This window comes from Duganella sp. AC917 (genome assembly GCF_979258245.1).
In genome coordinates, this window is the sequence record NZ_OZ409848.1 from 4,710,986 (window position 1) to 4,734,852 (window position 23,867).

Genomic DNA, 23,867 nt, shown 5'->3' on the forward strand with positions numbered 1-23,867 from the left:
GTCAAAAAATCCACAACTATTTTGTTGCTGTTCAGAACCGATGTTTCATAGGGAAAACATCGAGTTATATTGTTAGCGTATGGCACGTATCACAAATCAAAATTTTTTTTATTTCTGAAAACGGCGCATACTGCACTGCATCAAACGAACATTTAACAGGAGCTTCTCATGAACTCGACTACTTTCAACACTCACACCAACGCCAACTACGCAGGCAATGTCGCCAACGCCGTACGTCAACTGTTCGCTGCGCTGTTTGCACGGAAGCCAGCCGCTGTTGCAGAAGCGACCGCAGAACGCGCCGATGAAACCATCTGGTGGCTGAGCAGCACCGCCAAGGACGTGGAAGCCCACTCCCCTAACCTGGCCGCCGAACTGCGTTACATCGCAGCCCGTTTCGGTTAATCGCGGTTCACTCAACTCACTTATTTACTGGATTACCGGAGAATCACCATGCTGACCATCATCGAAAACCTGCCTGCCGCTATCGCCCTGTCCGGTCTCGTACTGCGCCTGTACCTGGGCTCGAAGCCAACCAAAGACGCAGAATAAGCCGTGCGCGCCACAGCAGAAAGCCCCGGCCGCTAACGCGGTGCCGGGGCTTTTTATTTTGAGGCGAATGATTTAGATAAGCTTACTTCAGCAGATTCAACTTCGAATTGCGCATCCCGTACAGGAAGTACGTTACAACCGCCGCCGACATCCAGATGCTGAAGATCGTGTAAGTCGTCAGCGACAGACCGAACATCAGATACAGGCAGGCGCTGATACTCAGGCCCGGCACCACGTACGGACCGAACGGCACGCGGAAGCCCTTCACACCCTTGCCGTTTTCCTTCTTGCGCATCACCGGCACCGCCAGCGACACCACGATGAAGGCCGTCAGCGTGCCCATGCTGACCATGTCCCACAGGAAGGTCGCATCCACAAAGCCGGCCACCAGACCAACGACGATACAAACGATCAGGGTGTTCTGCACCGGCGACGCCGTCTTCGCGTTCACTTTCTGGAATGACTTCGAGATCAGGCCGTCCTTGGAAATCGCGTACAGGATGCGCGTCTGGCCGTAAATCGTCACCAGGGTTACGCTGAACACGGAAATCACCGCGCCGGCCGCCAGCACCAGCGCCGGCCAGGTCTTGCCGGTGACGTTTTGCAGGATCACCGCGAGACCAGCTTCCTGGCCGGCGAATTTCCACGCGGGCTGGGCGCCCATCGCCGCCACCGCGACCAGCATATAGAACACCGTCACGATCGCCAGCGCCGACAATATGCCGATTGGCACGTTGCGCTTGGGATTGCGCACCTCTTCGCCGGCCGTGGCGACCGTGTCGAGACCGATGAACGAGAAGAACACGGTGGCCGCCGCCGCCGTCACCCCGGCCATGCCGGTAATGTGCGCGCCATTGTCGGGGCTGAAGAACGGATGGAAGTTGTTGATGTCAAAACCCGAAAACGCGATGACGATGAAAAAGATCAGAATCGCCAGCTTGATCATCACCATGATGGCGTTGGTCGTGGCCGATTCCTTGGTGCCGCGTATCAGCAACAGGCCGCACAGCACCACCAGCATGATCGGCGGCAGGTTGATATGGCCGCCGCGCAATTCAATTCCGTGCGCGGTCGACACGATCATCGGCGAGCGCAGCATCTCCGGGATGTGCCAGCCGAACGCGTTGTTGAGGAAGTTGTTCAGATAATCCGACCAGCCGATGGCGGTGGCGCTGGCCGCCAGTCCGTATTCGAGCAGCAGGCAGGCGGCCATGATGAAGGCGGCGAATTCGCCAACGGTCGCGTAGGCGAACGAATACGACGAACCCGACGCCGGAATCCGGAACGACAATTCGGCGTAGCACAGCGCGGTCAGGCCGGCGGTGATGGCGGCGATCAGGAACGACAGGATCACGGACGGGCCGGCCTTGGGCACGGCTTCGACCATCGTAAAGAAGATACCGGTGCCGATGGTGGCGCCGACGCCGATCATCGTCAGCGGGAACAGGCCGATCGAGCGGTGCAGGCCGTTGCTGGTGGGGGATTGCTCAGCTGGTGAGTGTGCAACTGTAGTATCGACCGGCTTGGTACGGGTCAATTTCTGGACCAGCGATTGGTTCACAGGCTATCCTTGTGGGAGATGTGTGGGCGAAAATGGGCGCAAAAAAACTAAGCGATTATAGGGCTTTCCAGCCGCGTCGCCACAAAGTAATTTGTGCCACAAATACAACTTTATTCGCACTTGCCACCAAGGCTTGGTTACAGTTGCTTACTTTTGATACAGGACGCCGTATAGATTGGAAACGGCACGCACGCTAATCTTGAGTCAACATTACAGTCTGACAAGAAAGGAGCATCCATGCCGGTTCAAAAAATCCCTACCGTCTCGCGCCGTTTTCATCCAGCCATCGGTGCGGCGGTCGCCGTGTTGAGCGTCGCCGCCACCATTCTGGCGGTGATCATCGCCCGTAATTAAAGACCGCACCGGATCACGCGATCAGGCGACCTCATTGATGTTGCCGCCGATTTTGCCGGGGTCCGACGCGCTTTCGGACGGATGCGAGATGCTGTAGACCAGCTGCTCCTGCTGCGACACGGTACCGTCTTCATTGGTATCCGCCGCTTCGTAAGTCTTGGTCGCGCTGCTGGCGGCGCTGGCCCCACCAGCCCCACCAGCCCCACCAGCACCGCCACCACCGCCGGCGCCTTGTGGTTTGCCGCCGCCCTGCGCGGCGGACGGGCCGCCCTCGGCCGGCTTGGGTGGCGCAAAGTCGCCGCTTTTAATGGCCGTCTCCAGATCCGTTTTCGTGATCGAACCGGTCTTCTGCTTGTCGATCGCGTCGAACTGCTTGGCCGCATCGTCGGCCGACACGCCCTTCGACTCCAGGCCGGAAACGAATTCCTCCTTTTTCACCTTGCCATCCTTGTCGGCATCCATCTCGCCAAACACCTTGTTGGCAAGACGCGCCGCGCCCTTGGCAGGGTCGAACGAAATGGCGCCCGCGCCGCCCGATACACCGCTGATTGCTGTCGTCATAGTGCTCACTCCATAGTTAAGGACAATGCTATACCTGTTAACGAACCAAATCGTCTAACTATGAGTGCGCGGAATGTAAAGGGAGGTAAAGCGGCGTTAAGACGCGATGCTCAGTCGACCCGCACCACCATCAGGCCCGCCCGCAGGCCGACGCGGACGTCCGGATTGGGGAACACCACCAATTCCTCCGGGTACTGGACGGTGTAGACGGTGTCGCCATCGCGGGCGATCTCCTCGCCTTGCTTGAGCGCCGTGAAGTTGTGGGTGTCCTTCCCGAACGCCATTTGGAACTGGTCGCTCAACTTGATGATCTGGCGCGCGGTGTTGAAGACATGCGGCGCCTGTTTGGCCTCTCGCTTGGGCGCGCCCCGCAGCAGATCGTCCAGCGCCAGCGAGGCGTCGGCAAACTGCGCCAGGTCGTTCTGGCCCAGGGTGCCGATACGCCCCAGCTCCACCGTGGTGCCGGCGGCGCCATGATGCTCCGCCGAGTAGTAACTGTACGTGCCGACCGAGGCCGGATTCATGATCACCGCGCCGATGCCGGCAAGCCCCAGCCACTCGATCAACGCGCGCCGCGTATGCTCGGCGATGATCTCGGGGACGATGGCGAAGGTCGGATACACCGACGGCCGGATGGCCGTGTGCAAATCCAGATGCCAGCGCACCGGCCCGGCGTCGCTGAAGAAGGCCGTCGTGGCGGCGATCATCACGTCGGCCCGCCCGGCTTCGGCGGTGCCGGCCAGGGTGCCGCGTTCGGCGCGGAACATGCGGTTCAGGTCTGCATCGATGAAGCGCTTGCCGGCGCGGATGGCGCCGATGTTACCGACACATAGCATCAGATTGACCGCCAGCGCCTGCGGTTGCCGCGACAAGGCGTCGAGCAGGTAGGCGACCATTTCGATCGGCCCCGTCTCGTCGCCATGCACGCCGACGGAGATCAGCATCGCGGGACGGTCGCCCGTTCCCTTGATGGTCAGGATGCCGTCGGCCGGCTGCGTTACCGCATAACCGGCCGCCGAGAAGCGCTGCGCGACGGCGCTGAAATCGGCTTCAGCGAGCGCACGCACCGCCTCCGGTAAAGCTGTCGGCAAAGTGTCGATACGCCCGCTCATCCGCTTACCCCGCCACGGTGGTGTTGGTGGCGGTAGTCGCTTCGGACAGCGCCCACACGTCCAGCATCGCCTGTTCCAGATCGGCGGCCGCCGCGTAGCCGGTCAGGCCCAAGGTATTGGCGACCAGTTCGACCGCCTCCAGCCCCGTATGGCCGCCGGTGGCGTGCAGCAGCACTTGCGACAGCAGGCGTTGCTGCGTGCGGCGCAGCGCGTTTTGCGCATAGCTGCGCAGCTGTTCCTGCGAACGGCTGGTGGCGGGCAGCTTCAGGCCGCGTTCCAGGGTATCGATGCCGACTTGCGCCCGCAGCGCCAGGCCAACCTGCAGGAAGGCCGGCAAATCCATGCCCAGCGGACGCGTGACCGACAGCGCCGCGAACACGAACGCCGCCACCGATTCGATCGCGTCGACAGCCTTCCAGGCGGCGACGAATTCCGGACGCAGGCCGACGGTCAGCTCGGCGTCGGACTGGCCGTCGTCGGAGTTCAGATGGGCCAGCGTCTCCGGCTTGGCGAACAGGCGGGTCAACTCGGCCACGCCATCCTTCAACTGGTCCGCCGGCACGGTCAGCGCGCCTTCGATAACAGCTTTCTGCAGCACGCGGGTGCGGCCATCGACCTTGATCGACACGGCGCGCGGCACTTTCAGCGCGTCGGCGTCCAGCGTCGAGAAGACCGGCGCCAGATTCAGCGCGGACCATGCCTGGCCCCACGCCAGTATCACGTCGGCTTCGTCGACACCGTGTTCACCGGCCAACTGGCGCAGCATCAGCGGGCCGCAACGGTTGACCGATTCGTTGGCCAGCACGGTCGCCAGGATGGCGTTGGCCAGCGGGTGCGCCAGCGCCGGACGCGTCGCCACCAGCAGGTCCGGGAAGTACGGCTTGAGCACCGATTCGGCCCAGCTGTTTTCCGTCAGCGGCAGCGCCGACAGGATGCGCTTGTAACGGTTCTTGACGTTGGCGATGACGACCGCCAGTTCCGGCGTGGTCAGGCCACGGCCGTCGGACTTGCGGCGCGCCAGTTCGGCCACCGTCGGCAGCTGCTCCAGATCGCGCGACAACGCGCCCTCTTCTTCGAGGAAGGCGATCAGCGACGCGTAACCGTCTTGCACGGCGGCGTCGGTCTGCGCCTGCGCCTCGCGCACCAGCAACTGCGTTTGCAGCGTGTTGTCGCGCAGGACCAGGCGCTCGATGTCGGCGGTCATCTCGTTCAGGGTGCGGTTGCGGTCAGCCTCGGTCAGCAGGCCGGCGTTCATTTCCACGTCCAGCCACATTTTCGCGTTCACTTCGTGGTCGGAGCAGTCCACGCCGGCCGAGTTGTCGATCGCATCGGTGAAGATGCGGCCGCCGGCCAGTGCGAACTCGATACGGCCCGCTTGCGTGGCGCCCAGGTTGCCGCCCTCGGCGACGACCTTGCAGCGCAGCTGGTTGCCGTCGACGCGGATGTTGTCGTTGGCGCGGTCCTTGACCTGCGCGTGCGATTCGGTCGACGCCTTGATGTAGGTGCCGATACCGCCGTTGTAGAACAGATCCACCGGCGCCTTCAGGATGCGATGCATCAGTTCCTCCGGCGGCAGCGAGGTTTCCTCGATGTCCAGCGCGGCGCGGATCTGCGGCGACAGCTCGATGGTGCGCGAGGTGCGTGGATAAACACCGCCGCCGGCCGAGATCAATTCCTTGTTGTAGTCGTCCCACGAGGAGCGCGGCAGCGCGAACATGCGCTCACGCTCGACAAAGGATTTTTCCATATCCGGCGTCGGGTCGAGGAAGATGTGGCGGTGGTCGAACGCCGCGATGATCTGCAGTTTGCGCGACAGCAGGGCGCCGTTGCCGAACACGTCGCCCGACATGTCGCCCACGCCGACCATCGTCACCGGGGTGGCGTGGATATCGTGGTCCATTTCGTAGAAGTGGCGCTTGACCGCTTCGAACGCGCCCTTGGCGGTGATGCCCATCTTTTTGTGATCGTAACCGTTCGAGCCGCCCGACGCGAAGGCGTCGCCCAGCCAGAAGCCACGCTGCACGGCGATGCCGTTGGCGATGTCGGAGAAGGTCGCGGTGCCTTTATCGGCCGCCACCACCAGGTACGGGTCGGCGCTGTCGTAGCAGACGGTGTCCGCCGGCGGGACGATCTTGCCCAGCACGCGGTTGTCGGTCATTTCCAGCAGGCTGGCGATGAACAGTCGGTAGACCGCTTCGCCTTCGGCCGCGATGGTTTCACGCACGGCGTCCTTCGGCATCTGCTTGCAGACGAAGCCGCCCTTGGCGCCAGCCGGCACGATGACGGCGTTCTTCACCATCTGCGCCTTCACCAGGCCGAGGACTTCGGTGCGGTAGTCTTCCATGCGGTCCGACCAGCGCAAGCCACCACGGGCGACCGGGCCGCCGCGCAGGTGCACGCCTTCGAAGCGGCGCGAGAACACGAAGATCTCGCGGAACGGACGCGGTTCCGGCACCAGCGCCAGATTGCTGGTGTCGAACTTGAAGATGATCTTGTCGCCCTTCTGATTGTTCTGGAAGTAGTTGGTACGCAGGGTCGCGGTCATCAGATCGGTCAGGGCGCCCAGCACTTCTTCGCTGTCGGCGTGGTTGATCGACGGCAGGCGGCCCTTGATCGCGGCCAGCGACTCCAGCGCGGCGTTGCGGGTGCCTTCGTCCAGCGCCGGATTGAAGCGCTGCAGGAACGCATCCACCAGCTGCTTGACGATGGCCGGCTGCTTGCGCAGCGTCTCGGCGATGTAGCGCACCGAGAACTGGGTGCCGGTCTGGCGCCAGTAGCTCATGTAGGCGCGCACCAGTTGTACCTGGCGCAGGCTCAAACCGCCTTCGATGACCAGGCCATTCAGGCGGCCGTCTTCGGCTTCGTTGTTGAACAGGGACGCGAACAGCTCCTGCGCGACCGGAATCACTTCCGGCTTGGCCAGGCTGGCGGCGCTGGCTTCGTCGACCGACAGGCTGGTAACGAAATGTCGCTTGCCGTCCATGCGGATCGAGTGCGCCTGTTCGCGGTCGATGGCGACGCCGGCGTTATGCAGCGCCGGCAGAATGGTCGACAGCGACGGTACGCGATCCACCGAATACAGGCGGATGGTGGTGGCGTCGGCCGATGCGTCCACGCGCACGTCGACGCGCGACGGATCGGTGTTCTGCAAAATGGTTTGCAGGTCGTAGAAAGCGGCGACCGGCGGAGTCGAGGCGACGTAATCGGTCGGCAGGGTCGCGCACATCTTGCGCAGGTGGGCGCGCATCGGCACGTTCGAGACGGCGTCGGCCAGCCTGGAGAAGTCGTCATGCCAGCCGTCCAGCACCGCCGTCAGCGGCTGCTGGATGTCGGTTTCCAGATCCAGCGGATAGCGCGCGCCGTGGGCGATCAGGTAGACGCGGGCAAGCGGGCCGTCGGCCACCAGGGTCTGCGAGCTGACGTGGTGTGCGCCGGAGCTGGCTTGCAGCGCCTTCGCCAGCGCGGAGGCGACGCTTGCACTGTAACGCTCGCGCGGCAGGTATACCAGCACATTCAGGTGGCGCGCATAGACGTCGCGGCGGGCGAACACCTTGGTGCGTGGTTGCTTGTACAGCGAGACCACGGCGCCGCAGACTTCGGCCAGCCATTCCGGCTCGGCTTCCAGCGCTTCGGTGCGCGGCAGCGATTCGAGGATCTCGATGAATTTCTCGGCGCGGAAGCCCTCCTGGCGCACGCCGGCGATGCTCAGCACCTTGGCGATGCGGCCGCGCGCGAACGGCAGGCGGTTCACCGGCGTGGCCGTGGCGGCGCGTGTGAACAGGCCGACGAAGCAGTATTCGCCGAGGATCGCGCCTTTCGCGTCGGTGTGGCGGATGCCGATGAAGTCCAGCGCCTGGTCGCGGTGCAGCGTGCCTTCGACGTCGGCCTTGACGATCGACAGCGTGTGCGCGCGTTTCGACAGCGTGTCGAAGTCGCCGGGGATGTTGGCCAGGCAGGTGCCGTAGACCGGATGCGTGGTGTCCTGCAGCACGCCGATGCGGCTCGGAATATCGCGTTCCAGCTCGCGCACGCCCGGTTTGACCTGGTAATAGGCGTAGCCGAACGGCTCGAAGCCTTCGGTACGCGCCCACTCCAGGAAGGCGGCGACTTCCTTGCCTTCGTCGCCGTGGGCGGCCGCTTCGGCGCCGATGCGGCTGAAGTGCTCCAGCATCGCTGGCTTGTCGCGGCGGACCACGGCGGCGTCGCGCGAGACCATTTCGATGCGGTCGACCAGCATGCCCAGTTCCGCGTCCGACAGGTCGTCGGCCAGCAGGCACAGAACGTAGGATTCAAGTTTGTCGCCGCTCTGGCCGACGGCGGTCACCACGCCTTCGGCATTGCGGGCGACCGGCAGCACCGAGTTCAATACGCCGTTGGCGACGATGCGCAGCTTGCGCATGGCCATGACGATCGAATCGACCAGATACGGCATGTCGTCGTTGAGGATCAGCAGCGCGGTGGCCATGCCGCCGCGGCCATCTTCATAACGCAGTCTCGCGATTTGCGCGCCGCTGCCGGTGCGCTTGGAAGCTTGCGTGAAACCGTCCCACAAAACCGGCGCCAGACTACCGGGCACGGTGCCGGTCAGGTCTTCGTCGTCCAGTGAACCGAGCCAGGCGCCGATCAGCGCCGGTACCTGGCTGGTTTCGCTGGCAGGCTTGCTGGCGTTGATTAAATCCAGCGTTTGAACGCGCAGGTCTTGTGGCATTTGTTTCATCGTTGCTTCTCCAATACGTTATGAGTATTTTATGTTGCAGGACGCCGCGCCGGCTTGTGGCTACGCGGCGAAGGGTCGGGCGATACGGACGCTATTAAAGCAGTTTTCAAGTAACAGCGCCAATTCCAAACGGCAGATGGGGGCGAAACCGGGCATTACAAATCGTACAGGTTGGGCAGGCCCAGAATCCCGCTCAAATCTTCGAGCGCCGTGTGCACTTCGATCGCCAGCGCCGGATCGGCGAGGTCGGACGGATCGAGCCGGTCGCGGTAGTGCTTCTCCACCCACGCCACCAGCGTGTGATACAGCGCTTCGGTCATCACCACACCCTGATGCATGGCGGCCGCCTCGGCGTCGGTCAGCGCCACGCGCAGGCGCAGGCACGCAGGCCCGCCGCCGTTGCGCATCGACTGGCGCAGATCGAAATGAATCAGCTCATCGACCGCGTTGCCGCTGGCGACCAGCCCATGCAGATACGCGGCGACGGCGGCATTTTCTTCGCATTCCTGCGGGATTACCAGCGCCATCTTGCCGTTATCCTTGGACAGCAACTGGCTGTTAAACAGATAGCTGGTCACCGCGTCGGCCACCGACACCGCGCCGGTATCGACGCGGATCGCATTCAACTCCGCGCCAACGCCGGCCATCGCGCGACGCAGCCGCTCAAGGCTGCCCGCTTCGTCGGCGAAGGCCTGGTCGTGATAGAACAGCACATTGCCGTTACCGACCGCGATCACGTCGTTGTGGAAGACGCCCTGGTCGATCACGTCGGGGTTCTGCTGAATATAGACGGTGCGCTCGTCCGACAACCCGTGCAGGCGCGCCACCGCCTGCGAAGCTTCCAGCGTTTGCCGCGCCGGATACTTCTTCGGCGCCGACGCCGAAGCGTCGAACTCGGCGCGGCCGTACACGAACATCTCGACCGCCGCGCTGCCGTGGTCCTTGCAAAGGCGGGTGTGGTTGGCCGCGCCCTCGTCGCCGAAAGCCGGCGTGCCGGGCAGCGCATCGTGCACCGCGAAGTGGTCGATGTTGTGGAAGATCGCGCGCAGGCTGCGTGCCGACTGCTCATGTTCGAAGGCGCGATGCAGCTTGTTGTTCAAATTGGCGGCGGTGAAGTGTGTGCGGCCGTCGGCGCTGTCGGCGGACGGGCTGACCGTCGCCGCGTTGGCGGTCCACATCGGCGAGGCCGAATACGCGCACGCCAGGATCACCGGCGCTTCCCTGGCCGCCTTCGCCAGCACGTCGGCATCGCTGCCGGTGAAGCCGATGCTGCGCAGCAGCCGGAAGTTGGGCCTGTCCTGCGGCGGCAGCAGCGCCTGGCCGAAACCGCGCGCGGCCAACGCCCGCATCTTGGCCAGACCTTGCAAGGCCGCCAACTTGGGATTGGACGCGCTCTTGACGTTGCTGAACGACGCCACATTGCCGAACGACAGACCGGCGTAGTTATGCGAAGGGCCTACCAGGCCGTCGAAATTGAATTCGCGTGCGTGCATCTCAAATCCTTAGAAGTGCATGCCCGGCGATAGCTTCGCAGGCATTTCAAGTACGTTGTTTTCGATCGACGCCACCGGATAGGCGCAGTAGTCGGCCGCGTAGTACGCGCTCGGACGATGGTTGCCCGACTGGCCGACGCCGCCGAACGGCGCGGTGCTGGCGGCGCCCGTGGTCGGACGGTTCCAGTTGACGATGCCGGCGCGTGCGCGCACCTGGAAGGTCTTCCACAGGTTTTCGTCGGTGGAGATCAGCGCCGACGCCAGGCCGAACGCGGTGGCGTTGGCGGCATTGATGGCGCTGTCGAAATCGTCCACGCGGATCACCTGCAGCAGTGGACCGAACCACTCTTCGTCCGGGATGCCTTGCGCGTCGGTGACATCGACGATACCGGGCGAGACGAATCCGCTGCCGGCATCCAGATGACGCATCTCGAGCAGGATCTTGCCGCCTTTGGCGACCATGTCCGACTGCGCCTGCACCAAACGTTTGGCGACGGCGGCCGACACCACTGGGCCCATGAACGGCGCCGGTTCCGCGTTGGAGGCGCCGATGGTCAGGCGGCTGGCGACATCGACCAGACGCGCGACGATCGCATCGCCCGCCGCGCCGGCTGGCAGGATCAGTCGGCGCGCGCAGGTGCAGCGCTGGCCGGCAGAGATGAAGGCCGACGAAATCGCCATGAAGACGGCGGCGTCGATATCCATGTTGTTGTCCTGATCCCAGATCACCAGCGGATTGTTACCGCCCATTTCCAGCGCCAGCATCTTGCCAGGCTGGCCGCCGAACTGCTTGTGCAGCGCGGAGCCGGTCTGGCAGCTGCCGGTGAACAGCACGCCGTCGAGCAGCGGGTTCTGGCCCAGCGCAACGCCGGTATCGCGGCCGCCGTTGACCAGATTGATCACGCCTTTCGGCACGCCCGCTTGCTCCCACAGCTGCACGGTCTTGATGGCGGTGCGCGGCGCGTATTCGCTCGGCTTGAAAACGACAGTATTCCCGGCGATCAGCGCCGGCACGATATGGCCGTTCGGCAAATGGCCCGGGAAGTTATAGGGACCGAACACGCCGAACACACCGTGCGGACGATGACGCAGCACGGCCTCGCCATCGGCCACCTTGTTGTGCGACTCGCCGGTGCGCGCGCCATACGACTGCACCGAGATATCGATCTTGTTGGCCATCGTCGCCACTTCGGTGCGCGCTTCCCACAGCGGCTTGCCGACTTCCTCGGAGATCAGCAGCGCCAGCGCCTCGGCATCCTGCTTGAGCAGGTCGCGGAAGCGGGTGCAGACGGCGATGCGCTCATCGAGCGGCGTCAGCGCCCAGGCTTCGAAGGCCTCGCGCGCGGCGGCGCAAGCTTGCGCCACGTCTTGCGGCATCGATTCGTTGCTGGCCCAGGTCTGCTGGCCGTTCGATGGATCGATGGTCGATATTTCGGGGCCGCTGCCGGGCAGCCATTCGCCGTTGATGAAGTTACTGAGTGCGGTGTTCGATGCGTTGGGCGTTGCGTTAAACATGTGGATTCTTCCTCAAATTGAGAGTCAGTGTGCGGACGGTGTCGCCAGGCTTGCAGCACAGGGCATCCTGCTCCGCGACGGGCAGCTCCAGCGCGCCATTGACGGGCACCGACTGCGACAGGATCATGCGGAAATCGCTTAGCGTGGTGTTCGACACCAGCATCGGCTCGTCCATCGGCGCCTCCGGCGCGCAGGCGGACGCCAGGTCGGACACCTTGCCGATTTCGGCCAGCGTGCTGTCACGCATGGCGCGCAGCTCGGACACGCGCGCCTGCAGCACCGGTCCGGCGTCGAAGATGTCGACATAGCCTTCGAAGTACAAGCCTTCCTGTTCCAGCAGGCGGCGCGCCGGCGCGGTCGACGTGTGGACCTTGCCGATCACCTGTTGCGCATCCTCCGGCAGATAAGCCACGTACAGCGGCTGGCGCGGCATCAGCTCGGCGATGAAGGACTTCTTGCCGACGGCGGTCAAATCGTCGACATGGTCGAAATCCATCTTGAAGAAATGGCGCCCCAGGCCTTCGTAGAACGGCGAGCGGCCGCCCTCCTCCTGGTAGCCGCGCATTTCGGCGATCAGCTTTTCGGTGAACAGATGCGGGAACTGCGCAATGAACAGGAAACGGCTCTTCGACAGCAGCTTCCCGTTGTTGCCGGTGCGGTAGTCCGGATGCAGGAACAGCGAACACAGTTCGGTGCTGCCGGTCAGGTCGTTCGACAGGTACAGCGTTTCCATGCGGGTGAACACATCGAGCTCGCGGCTCGAATGCACCAGGGTGCCGATGCGATAGTTATAAAACGGCTCGTTCAGCCCCACCGCGCCCTTGATCGCACACACGCCGGCCAGGCGGCCCGTGTCGGTATCCTCCATCACGAACATGTAGTCGCGCTTTTCGGGCGGGATGGTTTCGGCGAACGAGGCGACGGCGATCGCCAGGCGGTCGCCCATCATCTTCATGTCCGGCTTGAGGGTGGTCATGCCGCTGCCGACCTGCGTGGCCATCACGTACAGGGCGTCGAGGTCGTCGGCTTTGATTGCGCGTACTACTAGCATAGGTTGTCCACTCTTAGATTCTGACGCAGATGACGGTGTCGCCGTCGGCGACTTGCAGCGCTTCCAGCACATCGGCCGGCAGCGCGGCGGTAACTTGCGATTCCAGCGCGGCGCAATGGGTGATCACGGCGCGGAAGTTATGCTCGGCGCCGGACGACACCGCGTAGCGCAACTGCGGCTCGCGGCCACGGTCGCGCGATTCGGGCGCGATGCTGGCACGGCGCTGCAGCGCGCCGCTGAAGGTGCGCAGCGAATTCTTGTGGGCCTGCAGGATCGGACCGCCGTCGAAGATGTCGATATAGTCGTCGGCTTCGAAGCCTTCGGCCGTCAGCAGGTTGAACGCCAGCTCGCCCGACGGATGGATCTGGCCCATGGCCGCCTGCGCGTCGCCGGGCAGCAGCGGCACGTAGACCGGATAGTGCGGCATCAGCTCGACGATCAGGGTGCGGTTGCGGGCGCCGCCGATCACCCGTTCGGCATCGAGGAAATCCATCTGGAAGAACTTGCGGCCCAGCGCATCCCAGAACGGCGAGCCGCCGTCGCCGTCGGTCACGCCGGCCAGCGGCACGAAGAAACGGTCGGAGAAACGGTGCGGCGCCAGCACGGCGAACATCAGCCGCGCGCGCGACAGCAGGGCCGCTTCCGGCGTGCCGTATTCGCGTTCGCCGACGTAAAAACTGGACAGCTGCGAATAACCCGTCAGCTCCGAGCAAAGTGTCAGCGCGTGCACGCTGTGGCTGATGTTCAGATCGCGCGACACCTGCTGGATCACGTCGTTGCGGAACGAGAAATAGGTGCCGTTGGAACCGGCGGCGGCAAAAATCGCGGCGGTGCCGACGATCGTTTTATCGGCCAGCGACTCGTCGCCCAACGACTCGAGCACCAGCAGATACGCCTCTTCGCTCGGGATATCCACGTGCGCGGCGAACGACGCGATCGAACACTCGATCATGGCGAGGATTTTCTCGCGCGTCTTCGGCAGCGTATGCACTCCCGGCATGGGCACCGCGGCCAGCGCTTCGAGGGCAGCGATATCCGCAAGTTCGACCGGACGGACTACATACATGGGAACTCCTTCGGTAATTCAACTCAAGCGTCAACTCAAGCGTCAACGCAAGCGGCCCGGCGCATCGGAATGCGCCGGGTCACAAATGAAAAGCGGCGGAACAGGTCCGCCGCGTCTACTTCTTAGGCTGCGGCGATCATGCCGTCCAGCGACAGGCGCAGGATGCGGTCGACTTCAGCGATCTGCGCGTCGGAGACGATCAGCGCAGGCGCCAGACGCACCACGTCCATGCCCGCGATCAGCACCATCAGGCCATTGCCTTCGGCGGCCTTCTGGATGTCCTTCGAGCGGCCTTTCCATGCGTCGGTGACCACCATGCCAAGCAGCAGGCCGGCGCCGCGCACTTGCGTGAACACTTGCGGGTAATCGGCGATCAGCTTTTCCATCGTGCCGCGCAGCTTGGCGCCGGCTTCCTTCACACGCGCCAGGAACGCCGGCTGGTTGATCGTCTCGAGCACCGTCAGCGCCACGGTCGCGGCCAGCGGATTGCCGCCGTAGGTGGTGCCGTGCGAGCCGACGCCCAGGGTCTTGGCCAGTTCGTGGGTGGTCAGCATGGCGCCGATCGGATAGCCGTTGCCCAGCGCCTTGGCCGACGTCAGCACGTCCGGCGTGATCCCGTAGGTCATGTAGTGGAACAGCTCACCGGTGCGGCCCATGCCGCATTGGACTTCGTCGAAGATCAGCAGCGCGCCGGTCTTGGTGCACAGGTCGCGCAGCGCCTGCAGGTAAGCCTTGTCGCCCGGGACCACGCCGCCTTCGCCTTGCAACGGCTCGACGATCACGGCGCAGACGTCGTCTCCGATGGCGGCGCGCGCCGCTTCGATATCGTTATAGGCGATATGGTCGATCGACGGCGGCAGTGGCTCGAAGCCTTCGGTGTACTTCGACTGGCCGCCGACGGACACGGTGAACAAGGTGCGGCCGTGGAACGACTGGTAGCACGAGATGATGCGCGATTTGTGCGGACCGAATTTGGTGTGCGCGTATTTGCGCGCCAGCTTCAGCGCCGCCTCGTTGGCTTCGGCGCCGGAGTTGCAGAAGAACGCGCGGTCGGCGAACGTCGCTTCGGTCAGCGCGGTGCCCAGGCGCAGAACCGGCTCGTTGGTGTAGCCGTTACCGAGGTGCCACAGGGTGTTGGCCTGACGGGTCAACGCCTCCACTACGATCGGATTGCAGTGGCCCAGCGACGCCACGGCGATGCCGGACGTGAAGTCCAGATAGTGTTTGCCATTCTGGTCCCACAGGTCCAGGCCAGCGCCTCGGACCGGAACCATCGCTGCGGGTGCGTACGTAGGCACCAGGACTTCGTCAAACGTCTGACGAGTCACAGGACGGGTCGTTACGGTCGTATCTAGCTTGGCGTTCATGGCATTTCCTCATCCAATGTTAGTGGGGCAGCCAGCAGAGATTGCTGGCGTTGCGCCATTATAGGCAGGACAGCCAACCGCTACTTTCGAATACGCGACAGGCATTTTCAAAATCGCCACGCAAAAGTCGCCCCGCCATAGGAGGAATCCCATCTTTTGTTGACATCGCGGCGCGCTGCTGTTATTTTTCTCTTAACATTATGGGAGCGCTTCCATCCAGGCGGGCGGCCCACGGCGTGCACACGCCAATCACAGCGGAAGGCATCACATGTTGCGAGATAAGAGGTTCGGGTTTGGGGCGCTTGCCATGGCGGCGGCACTGATGGCGGCGCAGGCGCACGCCAGCGAGGCCACGCTCAAGGACGGCAAGCTGGCGATCGACACGCTGCCGTTCGCGCTGGAATCGCAGCTCGATCTGGGCGCGGCCAGCGTCAAGGACAAGGCGCTGGTGCTGCAGGCCAAAAAAGGCACCGACCTGTACGCCAACACCGACGGCACCGAAGTTGCCGACAAGACCCCGCGCGTGCTGTTCCAGCCGGCCGGCGACTTCATCTTTTCAGCCAAGGTCAAAGCCGGCGCCAACCATCCGTTCAACGGCGCCGCACTGATCGTCTACGGCGACCGCACCAACTGGGCCAAGCTGCTGTTCGAGTTCGCCAGGACCGGCGCGGCCGGCATCTCGAGCACGGTGGCCAAGGGCGTCGGCGACGACGCCCACCACGGGGTGCGGCCGGGCGACACGGTATATCTGAAGGTGGTGCGGCGCAAGGACATGTTTGTGTTCTACACCTCGCCGGACGGCGCCGCCTGGAGCATGGTGCGCAGCTTCAGCCTGCCGGGAGCGGCCAGCGTCAAGGTCGGCTTCTCGTCGCAATCGCCGGACGGCGACGGTTTCAGCGCGCAGTTCTCCGACATCAAGTTCCGCAACGCTACCTTCAAGGATTTCTGGCAAGGGGAGTAAATGGTCGCGGCGTGATTCAGGCCGGGCGGTTGGCCAGCTTGCGCTGGCGCTCCTCGCGCGGCGTGTTGCCGAACAGCGCGCCGAACGCGGTGGAGAAATGCGACCCGGACGAAAAGCCGCACATCAGTCCGACCTGGACGATCGATTGGTTAGTCTCGAGCAGCAGCTGGCGCGCGCGTTGCAACCTGAGTTCCAGGTAATAGCGCGAAGGCAGGCTGCTCAGGTATTGCTTGAACAAGCGCTCGAGCTGGCGGCGCGACAGGCCGACCAGGTTGGCGATGTCGTCGGTCGACAGCGGTTCCTCGATATTGGTTTCCATCAGGGTCACCGCTTCGGACAGGCGCGGCTGCAAGGCGCCGAAACGGGCTTGCAACGCCACCCGCTGGCGCTCCTCATGACCACGCACGCGTTCGACGCACAGCGCCTCCTTGAGGGCGGCCTGCACCGTGGCGCCGAACAGGCATTCGATCAGGGTCAGCGAGAAGTCGATGCTGGCGGCGCCGCCGCAGCAGCTCAAGTGTCGTCCGTCGAGCTCGAACAAGTGCGGGGTCAGGATCGCGCGGTCGTTGATGTGCTCGGTATCCGCGTACAGCGCCCACGGCAGCGCGACGCGCACGCCCGCCATCAGGCCGGCCTCGGCCAGCCACAGCACGCCGGCGCCGACGCCGCCCCAGTAGTCGGCCGCGCGGCAACGCTCGATCACCGCGCGGCTCAGCTCGGGCGCCATCGGCAACTGGTTCTCGTCGGCCACCAGCAGCGCCAGGTGGTGTTGCGACGGGCTGGCCAACACCAGCTGAGCCGGCGTCATCGTTTCCAGATGCAGGGCGTCCTTGCCGAGCAGGGTCGCGGCCAGCCGCAGCGGCTGCACCAGGCCGGCCCAGGTGATGGCGTCGGCCTCGCCCGCGTTCACCAGCAGCATGCGCAGCGGGCGTTGCTGGGCGAGCCGGGAAAGGTTAGCGAAAGACATCGGAGATCGTCATCGGGGAATTATAGTGCTTATTCGGGCGCCAGCGCGGCGGCCGGGCGCTCGGTGCTCCACTGGCTGACGATCATACCGGAGATCAACAGGATCGCGCCGAGCAGGCCGTTCCAAGCCAGCGTTTCGCCCAGCCAGAAGTAGGCGAAGATCGCCGCGCAGCCGGGTTCGAACGCGTAGATCACCGCCGCCTCGTTGGCGCTGCTGTGGCGCTGGCCCCAGGTTTGCAGCGAGATGATGGCGGCCGTGGCCACCACACCCAGGTAGACGATGTTGACGGCGTAGTTCTCCAGCCCGGTGCGGATGTAGCTCACGTAGTTGGGCAGGTCCTGGGCTCGCTCGGCCGCGCCCAGCGGTACCTCGCGCAGCAGCAGCCAGACGGCCGAGCACAGCGCCACCGTGACGATCTGCGACGCCGTCAGCACCATCAGCTTCTCGACTTTGCGGGTGGTCGACGCCATCAGCACCACATACAGACCGAAAAACACCGCGCACAGCAGCGCCAGGGTGTCGCCGCGTCCCCACACGAAACCGCCCTCCCAGCACAGCGCGAACAGGCCGGCCAGCGCCAGCACCAGCGCGACGACGATGCGGCGCTCGAGTATTTTCCCCGTCAGCACGCCGATCAGCGGGGGCACCAACACATTCAGGCCGGTGACGAAGGCGTTGCGATTGGAGGTGGTCAGCGCCAGTCCTTCGATCTGAAACACGTAGCAGAGAAACAACACCGCACCGGCCAGCACGCCCCAGCGCACATCGTTCCACCTGGCGCGCCACAGGAAAGGCAGCAGCAACAGGCTGGCGATGGCGAAGCGGCTCAGTACGATCCAGCTGGCCGACAGGTAGCCGGTCATGTCCTTCATCGCCGGAAAGGTCGTGCCCCAGACCAGGGTGACGATGAGCAACGCGACAACGCCGCGCAAGTGATGTGGCATGGTTTTTATTATCAATCAGGTTATAAATTATTGTGGCGCACAGTGTACCCGTCCAAGCCGCAAATTGCGAACCAGCTATAATCATGGTCTATGGGTGAACGATATCTGAAAAGTATCCGGTTACTGGCCGAGTGCATGCAGGGCTTTGAACGGCTCTCCAGCGAACGGGCACGCCAGAGCGGTCTGACGCATCCGCAGTTCGACATTATCGCCACGCTGGGCAACACGGCCGGCATGTCGTATAAGGAACTGGGCGAAAAAACGCTGATCACCAAGGGCACGCTGACCGGCGTGATCGAACGGCTGGAACAAAAAGGGCTGGTGGAGCGTCAGCGCAACGACTGCGACAAGCGTTCTTTCTTTGTCCGCCTGACGGGCGCCGGCGAGGCGACGTTCGACGCCGCCTTCCCCAGGATGATGGAGATGGGCAGGACGTTGTTCAGCGATTATCGCGAGGAAGATCTCGCGGCCCTTGAAAAACACCTGTCCAAGCTCAAAACTGTGATGACGGCCAGCGACGCCGGATGCCCGTCCACCCCCGACCCAACCAAGGAAAACATTTGAAAACGACTCTGCTCGAAGGCAAAAAGCCAGCAAAATTCGACAAACACATCATCGGCAACCTGTTGCTCAACGTCGATACCCCGGACGAAGTGCGCAAAGAAAAGCTGCTGATCGGCGTGCGCAACGAGGACGGCGAGATCTATCGCCTGATCGGCGCCACCAAGCACAATAGCTTTATGAACGCCGTCGAAGAACTGTTCGACCTCGGCCTGACCGACGAACTGCAAGATTCCGACGACATCGTCGACGGCTGCGACGCCATCTTCAGCGAACAGCAGTAATCGACGCGCCCCGGCGGGGGCGGCGGACGGCGGCCGGCGGGCTGGGCCGGTGTGGCGCGGCACAAAAGTATTTTTCGAATAAATGCTCCAAGGCAATATTCGAGCGTATAATTTTTGTGATGGACAGACTCGACGCCTTTAAAGCTATCGCCGCTCAAGCGAGCCGGGGGGAATTGACGTTCCCGGCCAATGTCAACGCCTCGCTGCGGCTGCAGCAGGCGCTGAGCGACCCGGACTGCCACGTCGAATCGGCGGCAAAACTCATCCAGGCAGACCCGTTGCTGGCAGCGCGCAGCGTCGCCATCGCCAACTCGGTCGCCTACAATCGTTCCGGTACTGAAATCTCCAGCGTCCGCGCGGCCGTCCAGCGACTTGGCGTGCGCACCTTGCAATCGTTGGTCGCGGCGCTGATCGTGCGCCAGATCGGCAGCCAGGTTTCCGACCCGGTGCTCAAGGACAAAATCAATCAATTGTGGGAACACACGGCGCATGTGGCCGCGCTGTCGCAGGTGATCGCGCGGCGCGTCACGCACGTCGATCCCGACACCGCGCTGTTTGCCGGCATCGTGCATGAGGTGGCGGGGTTTTACATGCTGTCGCGCGCGGCCGACTATCCGGAAGCGATGGAAGGCGAGCCGGAGGATTGGGTCGAGCATGGCGAGATCGACATCGGCCGTGGCGTGCTGGCCAAGCTGGGCGTGCCGGACAGCGTGTATAAATCGATCGAGGCGATGTGGCTGGGCTTGCGCGCGCTGCCGCCGGAAACCCTAGGCGACACGCTGCTGCTGGCCAATGATTTGTCGCCGGTGCACTCGCCGCTGTATCAGCGGCCGGGCGCCACCACTTTGCAGGGCGCGCGCACCATCGATTTCGTCGTCGGCGAGGGGACCTTGCACGCGATCATGACCGAATCGGCGCATGAGGTGCAATCCTTGTATGCGGTGCTGATGCTGTAACGCCTGCCAGCGTCAAGCTCGTGTAGAAACGGTGGACCTGACCCGAGCAGCGGGCAAAAAAAAGCCCGCTTGGTAGCGGGCAAAGTCCAAAACTAGGGATCTCCTCCAGAGGAGACAGTTCAAGAATACCTGCCCCTGCTGCCCTGCTCTGTGCGCCATTTCACATAGCGGCTACATTCATTACCACCAGACGGGTTCGGTATTTTTCCACACGTCGAGCTGTCGCACGCGCTCGAACCACGCCATGATGTTTGCGTACTGCTTGACCGGCAGCTGCGCTTGTTCGATGTACATCAGCCCCGGCGCGATCGCCAGATCAGCCAGGCTCAGCTTGTCGCCGACCAGCCATTCGCGTCCCGCCAGATGGCCGTCGAGCACCGTCGCGAACTGCGCCAGTTGGAGCTCGGCGCGGGCGACGATGTCCGCGTCCGGCCCGCCCTGGCCGATCATCCCTTTCCAGATGCGTTCGAACGCCAGGTAGCTGATCGCCGGCGACCAGTGCTGGCACGCCCACAACATCCAGCGGTTGATATCGGCCCGCGCCATGATGTTATCGGGGTACAGCGTCTGCCCAAGCGTGCGGTCGGCCAGGTATTGCATGATGGCGCACGATTCCCACAAGGTGAAGTCGCCGTCCTGCAATATCGGCAGCTTGCCATTGGGATTGAGCTCGGCCAGCAGGCGCCGGTCGTCCGGGTTCATCAGATTGACCTCGGTCAGGTCCAGCGGCGTGCCCATGTATTGGGCGGCCATCATCACGCGGCGCGAGTTGGAGGAAATAGAGTGTTGGAAGAGTCGCATGGCTTGCTCCGATGAGTGGGTGAGGACTGCATCGTACGGCCACCCCGCGACAGTTTTTGTCAGGAGTCTTCCGGGATCGCGTGTTCCTGGCGCCATGTGCGCAGCAAGTCGTGGCGGCGCGCGGGGTAGCGTTCGCCCGTGGTCTCCACTTCGGCGATGCGGTCGATGCGGAAGTGGCGGAACGCCATGCGCAGTTCGCACCACGCGGCCAGCATGCGGCTGCCCTCGAAAAACGCCAGCGCGAACGGCCACACCATGCGGTCCGACGGTGCGCCCTTCTCGTCGCGGTAACCGAGCCGCAGCCGGTGCTGGTAGCGGATCGCTTCGCGCACCGGTCGCACGTGGACGTCGGCGGTCCGGTCGCAGTTGGCGCCCACCGGCACCCACAGGCTGGTTTCGGCCATGTCGTCGCGCAGGTCCTTGGGCGTGGCGGTGGCGATCTTGGCCAGCGCGCTGGTGGCGGCCGCCGCCAGTCCTTCGTCGCCCTGGTGGCGCACCCAGCGCGCGCCCAGCACCAGCGCCTCCAGTTCGTCGGGCCCGAACATCAGCGGCGGCAGGAATCCGCCCGCCTTCAGCATGTAGCCGACGCCGGCTTCGCCCTGCAGCGGCGCGCCAAGGCTCGACAGGGTCTGGATGTCGCGGTAGATCGTGCGTTCGGAAACGCCCAGCTGTTCGGCCAGGCGGGCGGCGGTGACGGGACGGCGGTAACCGCGCATCGCGTCCATCAGCAAAAAAAGTCGGCCGGATCGGCTCATGTTGTTAGTCGTTATCGAGCAGGAAGTTGCGCTGTGGCGCGTCCAGTGCGTGGTTGTCGGTGGCCGTTTCATCCTTGAGCGCGACGCCCGACAATTGCCGTTTGCGCGCTTCGGACAACAGATAGTGAAGCTTGAACGCTGCGTCGTCGTAGGTCAAGCCCGCCGGACGCACATTCGAGATGCAATTGCGGCTGGCGTCGGTCAAGCCGCTCTTCGGCGCCCAGGTCAGGTACAGGCCCATGCTGTCAGGCGAGCTCAGGCCGGGGCGCTCGCCGATCAGCACCACCACCGCGCGCGCGCCCAGCAGGTCGCCCACCTCGTCGCCCACCGCCACCCTGCCCTGGCCGACGATGGCCGGCGGCGCCAGCGTCCAGCCGTCCTGCGCCAGGCGCGCCGTCAGGATCTTGATGAAGGGGACGGCGTTTTGTTCGATGGCCAGCGCCGACAAACCGTCTGCGATGACGATGGCCAGGTCGTAGTCGCCCGGCTCGGCCGCCCGCCGCCGCAGCAGGGCTTCGCGCGAGGCGTCGTCGAGCCGGCGGCCGAGGTCGGGACGTTGCAGGTAGATGTCGCGGCTGGCCGCCGCGCTGTGCAGCGCCAGGCAGCGCAGGCCGCAGGCGGCCAGCAAGGCCTCGCCCAGCGCGGCCTGGTCCAGCGCCAGGTGGACGGCGTCGCGTGCGCGCGCGTGCGCCAGTTGAAACGCCAGCTGCGGCGCGGTCGGCTGGCTGACGCCGCTGCGGCCCAGCGCGATGCGCGCGGCGGTGAAGCGCCGCAGCGACTGCCAGGGGTTGGCGCTCACCACGCTGTCGTCGCCCTCTGCTGGCTGGGACTGAGGCTGGGGCTGGCCGACAATGATCTTGCTCTCCGCATCGTCCATGGAATTCCTGTGCGTTAGGTCAAACTGGCCAGCGCGCGCTGGAACGCCACCGGCATGCCGGTGCCTAACGTCGCGCGTTCGTCGTCGGTGAAAATCTGCATCGTCTTCAGCCACGCCTCGAATTCCGGCGCGGTCTTCAGTCCCAGCACGCGGCGCGCGTACAGCGCATCGTGGAACGACGTGGTCTGATAATTGAGCATGATATCGTCCGAGCCCGGAATGCCCATGACAAACGTGCAGCCGGCCGCGCCCAGCAGGGTCAGCAGCATGTCCATATCGTCCTGGTCGGCCTCTGCGTGGTTGGTGTAGCAGACGTCGCAGCCCATCGGCAGGCCCAGCAGCTTGGCGCAGAAATGGTCCTCCAGCCCCGCGCGGATGATCTGCTTGCCGTCGTACAAGTACTCGGGACCGATGAAGCCGACCACCGAGTTGACCAGCAGCGGCTGGAACTTGCGGGCAACCGCGTAGGCGCGCGTTTCGCAGGTTTGCTGGTCGACGCCGTGATGCGCGTTGGCCGACAGCGCGCTGCCCTGCCCCGTCTCGAAATACATGACGTTGTTGCCGACCGTGCCGCGTTGCAGCGACAGCGCGGCGTGGCGCGCCTCGTCGAGCAATGCGATGTTGATGCCGAAGCTGGCGTTGGCCGCCTCGGTGCCGGCGATCGACTGGAACACCAGGTCGACCGGCGCGCCGCGCTCGATCGCGGCGATGGTGTTGGTGACATGGGTCAGCACGCACGACTGCGTCGGGATGCCGTAGCGCGCGATGATTTCGTCGAGCATGGTGACGATCTTGATCACCTGCGGGACGTTGTCGGTGGCCGGATTGATGCCGATGACGGCATCGCCGCTGCCGTACAGCAGGCCGTCGAGCACGCTGGCGGCGATGCCGGTGGCGTCGTCCGTCGGATGGTTGGGTTGCAGGCGCGTGGCCATGCGCGCTTCCAGGCCGATGGTGTTGCGGAAGCGCGTGACGACGCGGCATTTTTTCGCCACCAGGATCAGGTCCTGGACGCGCATGATCTTGGAGACGGCCGCCGCCATCTCCGGCGTGATGCCGGCGGCGACGGCGGCCAGGGTCGTTTCATCGGCCGCGTCGCCGAGCAGCCAATTGCGGAAGTCGCCGACGGTCAGGTGGGCGATGCGGGCGAAGGCGGCCTTGTCGTGCTCGTCGATGATCAGGCGCGTGACTTCGTCCTGCTCGTACGGGATGACGAGCTCGTTGAGGAACAGCGTCAGCGGCAGATCGGCCAGCGCCATTTGCGCGGCGACGCGCTCTTCGGCGCTGGCGGCCGCCAAGCCGGCGAGGTAATCGCCGGAACGGGCCGGCGTGGCTTTTGCCATCAGGTCCTTGAGATCGCGGAACTGGTAGGTTTTGATGCCGACCGTGTGCGAGAAGCTGCTCATTCGTGT

Annotated in this window: 20 protein-coding genes; 5 read left to right on the plus strand and 15 right to left on the minus strand. The window is 64.1% G+C overall.

Features of this window, described 5'->3' with window-relative positions; genetic code table 11:
- Positions 1-168: 168 nt before the first annotated feature.
- The gene (locus ACZ0BA_RS20570) at positions 169-405 is read left to right on the plus strand and encodes a hypothetical protein (protein WP_463453047.1); all 237 of its coding nucleotides are present in this window, start codon (positions 169-171) and stop codon (positions 403-405) included.
- A 229-nt stretch (positions 406-634) separates the two neighbouring features.
- On the opposite strand, the gene ACZ0BA_RS20575 is transcribed toward ACZ0BA_RS20570, so the two are convergent.
- The 9 genes from ACZ0BA_RS20575 to ACZ0BA_RS20615 all read right to left on the minus strand — a co-directional run bounded on the left by ACZ0BA_RS20575 (position 635) and on the right by ACZ0BA_RS20615 (position 15,349).
- On the minus strand, positions 635-2,113 hold the full coding sequence (locus ACZ0BA_RS20575) for an APC family permease (protein ID WP_463453048.1): 1,479 nt from the start codon (positions 2,111-2,113) through the stop codon (positions 635-637).
- 375 nt (positions 2,114-2,488) lie between these two features.
- Positions 2,489-3,028: an EF-hand domain-containing protein gene (locus tag ACZ0BA_RS20580; protein ID WP_463453049.1), complete on the minus strand. Its 540-nt coding sequence runs from the start codon at positions 3,026-3,028 to the stop codon at positions 2,489-2,491.
- 110 nt (positions 3,029-3,138) lie between these two features.
- Positions 3,139-4,140 (minus strand): succinylglutamate desuccinylase, encoded by a 1,002-nt coding sequence (locus ACZ0BA_RS20585; RefSeq protein WP_463453050.1) that lies wholly within the window; start codon positions 4,138-4,140, stop codon positions 3,139-3,141.
- Positions 4,141-4,144: 4 nt separating this feature from the next.
- Positions 4,145-8,857 (minus strand): NAD-glutamate dehydrogenase domain-containing protein, encoded by a 4,713-nt coding sequence (locus ACZ0BA_RS20590; protein ID WP_463453051.1) that lies wholly within the window; start codon positions 8,855-8,857, stop codon positions 4,145-4,147.
- A 155-nt stretch (positions 8,858-9,012) separates the two neighbouring features.
- A complete protein-coding gene (gene astB, locus ACZ0BA_RS20595) occupies positions 9,013-10,350 on the minus strand; it encodes an N-succinylarginine dihydrolase (RefSeq protein WP_463453052.1) in 1,338 nt (445 codons plus the stop codon).
- Between the two features lie 9 nt (positions 10,351-10,359).
- Positions 10,360-11,865, minus strand: coding sequence for a succinylglutamate-semialdehyde dehydrogenase (gene astD, locus ACZ0BA_RS20600; protein WP_463453053.1), 1,506 nt, complete (start codon positions 11,863-11,865; stop codon positions 10,360-10,362).
- A complete protein-coding gene (gene astA / locus ACZ0BA_RS20605) occupies positions 11,858-12,916 on the minus strand; it encodes an arginine N-succinyltransferase (RefSeq protein WP_463453054.1) in 1,059 nt (352 codons plus the stop codon). Before astA ends, astD begins: the two co-directional genes overlap by 8 nt.
- A gap of 13 nt (positions 12,917-12,929) precedes the next feature.
- A complete protein-coding gene (locus tag ACZ0BA_RS20610) occupies positions 12,930-13,982 on the minus strand; it encodes an arginine N-succinyltransferase (RefSeq protein WP_463453055.1) in 1,053 nt (350 codons plus the stop codon).
- 122 nt (positions 13,983-14,104) lie between these two features.
- Positions 14,105-15,349, minus strand: a complete 1,245-nt coding sequence (locus ACZ0BA_RS20615) for an acetylornithine/succinyldiaminopimelate transaminase (RefSeq protein WP_463453056.1) — start codon at positions 15,347-15,349, stop codon at positions 14,105-14,107.
- Positions 15,350-15,656: 307 nt separating this feature from the next.
- Here ACZ0BA_RS20615 and ACZ0BA_RS20620 point away from each other — a divergent pair, with 307 nt between their 5' ends.
- On the plus strand, positions 15,657-16,310 hold the full coding sequence (locus ACZ0BA_RS20620; RefSeq protein WP_463453057.1) for a DUF1349 domain-containing protein: 654 nt from the start codon (positions 15,657-15,659) through the stop codon (positions 16,308-16,310).
- A 16-nt stretch (positions 16,311-16,326) separates the two neighbouring features.
- Here ACZ0BA_RS20620 and ACZ0BA_RS20625 read toward each other — a convergent pair whose 3' ends face one another.
- Positions 16,327-17,277, minus strand: coding sequence for a GlxA family transcriptional regulator (locus ACZ0BA_RS20625; protein WP_463453058.1), 951 nt, complete (start codon positions 17,275-17,277; stop codon positions 16,327-16,329).
- 29 nt (positions 17,278-17,306) lie between these two features.
- Positions 17,307-18,221, minus strand: coding sequence for a DMT family transporter (locus ACZ0BA_RS20630; RefSeq protein ID WP_463453059.1), 915 nt, complete (start codon positions 18,219-18,221; stop codon positions 17,307-17,309).
- Between the two features lie 135 nt (positions 18,222-18,356).
- Here ACZ0BA_RS20630 and ACZ0BA_RS20635 point away from each other — a divergent pair, with 135 nt between their 5' ends.
- The 3 genes from ACZ0BA_RS20635 to ACZ0BA_RS20645 all read left to right on the plus strand — a co-directional run bounded on the left by ACZ0BA_RS20635 (position 18,357) and on the right by ACZ0BA_RS20645 (position 20,022).
- On the plus strand, positions 18,357-18,785 hold the full coding sequence (locus tag ACZ0BA_RS20635; RefSeq protein ID WP_463453060.1) for a MarR family winged helix-turn-helix transcriptional regulator: 429 nt from the start codon (positions 18,357-18,359) through the stop codon (positions 18,783-18,785).
- Positions 18,782-19,066, plus strand: a complete 285-nt coding sequence (locus tag ACZ0BA_RS20640) for a hypothetical protein (RefSeq protein ID WP_463453061.1) — start codon at positions 18,782-18,784, stop codon at positions 19,064-19,066. Before ACZ0BA_RS20635 ends, ACZ0BA_RS20640 begins: the two co-directional genes overlap by 4 nt.
- Positions 19,067-19,185: 119 nt before the next feature.
- On the plus strand, positions 19,186-20,022 hold the full coding sequence (locus tag ACZ0BA_RS20645; protein WP_463453062.1) for an HDOD domain-containing protein: 837 nt from the start codon (positions 19,186-19,188) through the stop codon (positions 20,020-20,022).
- 180 nt (positions 20,023-20,202) lie between these two features.
- Here the strand turns inward: ACZ0BA_RS20645 and ACZ0BA_RS20650 are convergent, their stop codons facing one another.
- The 4 genes from ACZ0BA_RS20650 to ACZ0BA_RS20665 are packed head-to-tail and all read right to left on the minus strand — an operon-like array spanning position 20,203 to position 23,861.
- A complete protein-coding gene (locus ACZ0BA_RS20650; RefSeq protein WP_463453063.1) occupies positions 20,203-20,823 on the minus strand; it encodes a glutathione S-transferase family protein in 621 nt (206 codons plus the stop codon).
- A 59-nt stretch (positions 20,824-20,882) separates the two neighbouring features.
- Positions 20,883-21,578, minus strand: coding sequence for a helix-turn-helix transcriptional regulator (locus ACZ0BA_RS20655; protein ID WP_463453064.1), 696 nt, complete (start codon positions 21,576-21,578; stop codon positions 20,883-20,885).
- A gap of 4 nt (positions 21,579-21,582) precedes the next feature.
- Positions 21,583-22,455 (minus strand): ethanolamine ammonia-lyase subunit EutC, encoded by an 873-nt coding sequence (eutC, locus tag ACZ0BA_RS20660; RefSeq protein ID WP_463453065.1) that lies wholly within the window; start codon positions 22,453-22,455, stop codon positions 21,583-21,585.
- A gap of 14 nt (positions 22,456-22,469) precedes the next feature.
- Positions 22,470-23,861 (minus strand): ethanolamine ammonia-lyase subunit EutB, encoded by a 1,392-nt coding sequence (locus tag ACZ0BA_RS20665; protein WP_463453066.1) that lies wholly within the window; start codon positions 23,859-23,861, stop codon positions 22,470-22,472.
- Positions 23,862-23,867 lie beyond the last annotated feature (6 nt).

Excerpts from the sequence above, each read along its gene's own strand:
- astB (WP_463453052.1), bottom strand. The coding sequence starts at position 10,350 with ATGCACGCACGCGAATTCAATTTCGACGGCCTGGTAGGCCCTTCGCAT.
- ACZ0BA_RS20635 (WP_463453060.1), top strand. The coding sequence starts at position 18,357 with ATGCAGGGCTTTGAACGGCTCTCCAGCGAACGGGCACGCCAGAGCGGT.
- astD (WP_463453053.1), bottom strand. The coding sequence starts at position 11,865 with ATGTTTAACGCAACGCCCAACGCATCGAACACCGCACTCAGTAACTTC.
- ACZ0BA_RS20590 (WP_463453051.1), bottom strand. The coding sequence starts at position 8,857 with ATGAAACAAATGCCACAAGACCTGCGCGTTCAAACGCTGGATTTAATC.
- astA (WP_463453054.1), bottom strand. The coding sequence starts at position 12,916 with ATGCTAGTAGTACGCGCAATCAAAGCCGACGACCTCGACGCCCTGTAC.
- ACZ0BA_RS20625 (WP_463453058.1), bottom strand. The coding sequence starts at position 17,277 with ATGTCTTTCGCTAACCTTTCCCGGCTCGCCCAGCAACGCCCGCTGCGC.
- ACZ0BA_RS20570 (WP_463453047.1), top strand. The coding sequence starts at position 169 with ATGAACTCGACTACTTTCAACACTCACACCAACGCCAACTACGCAGGC.
- ACZ0BA_RS20585 (WP_463453050.1), bottom strand. The coding sequence starts at position 4,140 with ATGAGCGGGCGTATCGACACTTTGCCGACAGCTTTACCGGAGGCGGTG.
- ACZ0BA_RS20620 (WP_463453057.1), top strand. The coding sequence starts at position 15,657 with ATGGCGGCGGCACTGATGGCGGCGCAGGCGCACGCCAGCGAGGCCACG.
- ACZ0BA_RS20580 (WP_463453049.1), bottom strand. The coding sequence starts at position 3,028 with ATGACGACAGCAATCAGCGGTGTATCGGGCGGCGCGGGCGCCATTTCG.
- ACZ0BA_RS20610 (WP_463453055.1), bottom strand. The coding sequence starts at position 13,982 with ATGTATGTAGTCCGTCCGGTCGAACTTGCGGATATCGCTGCCCTCGAA.
- eutC (WP_463453065.1), bottom strand. The coding sequence starts at position 22,455 with ATGGACGATGCGGAGAGCAAGATCATTGTCGGCCAGCCCCAGCCTCAG.
- ACZ0BA_RS20615 (WP_463453056.1), bottom strand. The coding sequence starts at position 15,349 with ATGAACGCCAAGCTAGATACGACCGTAACGACCCGTCCTGTGACTCGT.
- ACZ0BA_RS20655 (WP_463453064.1), bottom strand. The coding sequence starts at position 21,578 with ATGAGCCGATCCGGCCGACTTTTTTTGCTGATGGACGCGATGCGCGGT.
- ACZ0BA_RS20645 (WP_463453062.1), top strand. The coding sequence starts at position 19,186 with ATGGACAGACTCGACGCCTTTAAAGCTATCGCCGCTCAAGCGAGCCGG.
- ACZ0BA_RS20630 (WP_463453059.1), bottom strand. The coding sequence starts at position 18,221 with ATGCCACATCACTTGCGCGGCGTTGTCGCGTTGCTCATCGTCACCCTG.
- ACZ0BA_RS20665 (WP_463453066.1), bottom strand. The coding sequence starts at position 23,861 with ATGAGCAGCTTCTCGCACACGGTCGGCATCAAAACCTACCAGTTCCGC.
- ACZ0BA_RS20650 (WP_463453063.1), bottom strand. The coding sequence starts at position 20,823 with ATGCGACTCTTCCAACACTCTATTTCCTCCAACTCGCGCCGCGTGATG.